At 68.4% G+C, this 1,206-nt stretch carries 1 protein-coding gene; it reads left to right on the top strand.

Annotation, left to right across the window (positions count from 1 at the left end):
* Positions 1 to 679: CAP domain-containing protein (locus tag ABZV34_RS39720; RefSeq protein WP_356288253.1), on the top strand; the 679-nt coding region annotated here is incomplete at its 5' end.
* Positions 680 to 1,206: the final 527 nt, after the last annotated feature.

Below are 1,206 nucleotides of genomic sequence, written 5' to 3'. Positions count from 1 at the left end.
GGCCGGCGGTGGTCTCTGGTACTTCGGTTCGGATCCCGGGAGCGGGGGTGGGGGAGGGAGCGCCGCGCAGACCGCCGACGACCACGTCGTGGGTCTCTCGGCGTCCAGCGCCTCCGATGTCACGCCGTCGGCCTCCCCGTCTGCTTTGGCGTCCGTGACACCGTCCGCGTCGGCGTCGAAGAAGGCGAGCCCGTCCAAGACCCCGTCCGCCACGAAGAAGAGTGTGCCGACACTCCGGAGATCCGCGTCGCCCGCCAAGGCTTCGGCCAGTGCGTCGAAGGTGGCGGCGGCTCCGACGACCACCGTCGCGCAGGTGGTCGCGCTGGTGAACCAGGAGCGTGCGACGGCGGGCTGCGGCCCGCTCACCGAGGACGCGCAGCTGGAGAAGGCCGCTCAGGCACACTCCGACGACATGGCCGCCCGTAACTTCTTCGAACACACCAACCCGGACGGTGCCGACCCGGGGCAGCGCATCACCGCGGCGGGCTACCGCTGGTCCACGTACGGCGAGAACATCGCCCAGGGCCAGCAGACGCCGGAGGCGGTGATGGAGTCCTGGATGAACAGCCCCGGCCACCGCGCCAACATTCTCAACTGCGCGTTCAAGAACATCGGCGTGGGCGTCCACAAGGGGTCGGGCGGCCCGTGGTGGACACAGGACTTCGGCGCCAAGCAGTGAGGGAATCCGCGTCCGTGCGGGGACATGTCCGTCACCCGCACTCCGCCCGCTCCCGCTTGTCGTAGTCGGTGCTGAGATCCGGTCGATACCGGGCCGGGACTCGAAGACGCCCACCATGTAGGAGGAATCCTCGAGCAGTTGGCGTTGCCGAAAGCACCGCGGTGCGGGAGCGCTCGATCTGCCGGTACTCAACGTCCGCGCCACAGAAGTGAGTTACGGCATCGAAGCGTGTGATGCTACCGACGTCGGCGAAGTTCTGGAGATGCTTCACGGGCAGCGGCCGGCCGGCCGGCCGAGCTTCCCGTCCATCCCTGTGCTCAACTCCGCCCGGGTGTCTCACCGGCGTGTCGGCGGTGGTGCGGCTTCCGCCCCCGGCAGATGTCACCCGCTTCGTCGGCCGGCTGCCACGAAGCGTCGGATTCCCACGTCAGAGCAATGCCGGTGATTTAGCGCATCAGTGCAGGTAGAGCGCTCGGCGATGGTTGTTTTGGGTGAGTTGGCCCCTGGGACGCAGGTGATCTGCCACG

The organism is Streptomyces sp. NPDC005195 (assembly GCF_040608315.1).
GTDB classification, from domain to species: Bacteria; Actinomycetota; Actinomycetes; order Streptomycetales; family Streptomycetaceae; genus Streptomyces; species Streptomyces kaempferi.
Note: the sequence above shows the minus strand (reverse complement) of the source record. Positions and strands in the feature narration are given on the sequence as shown.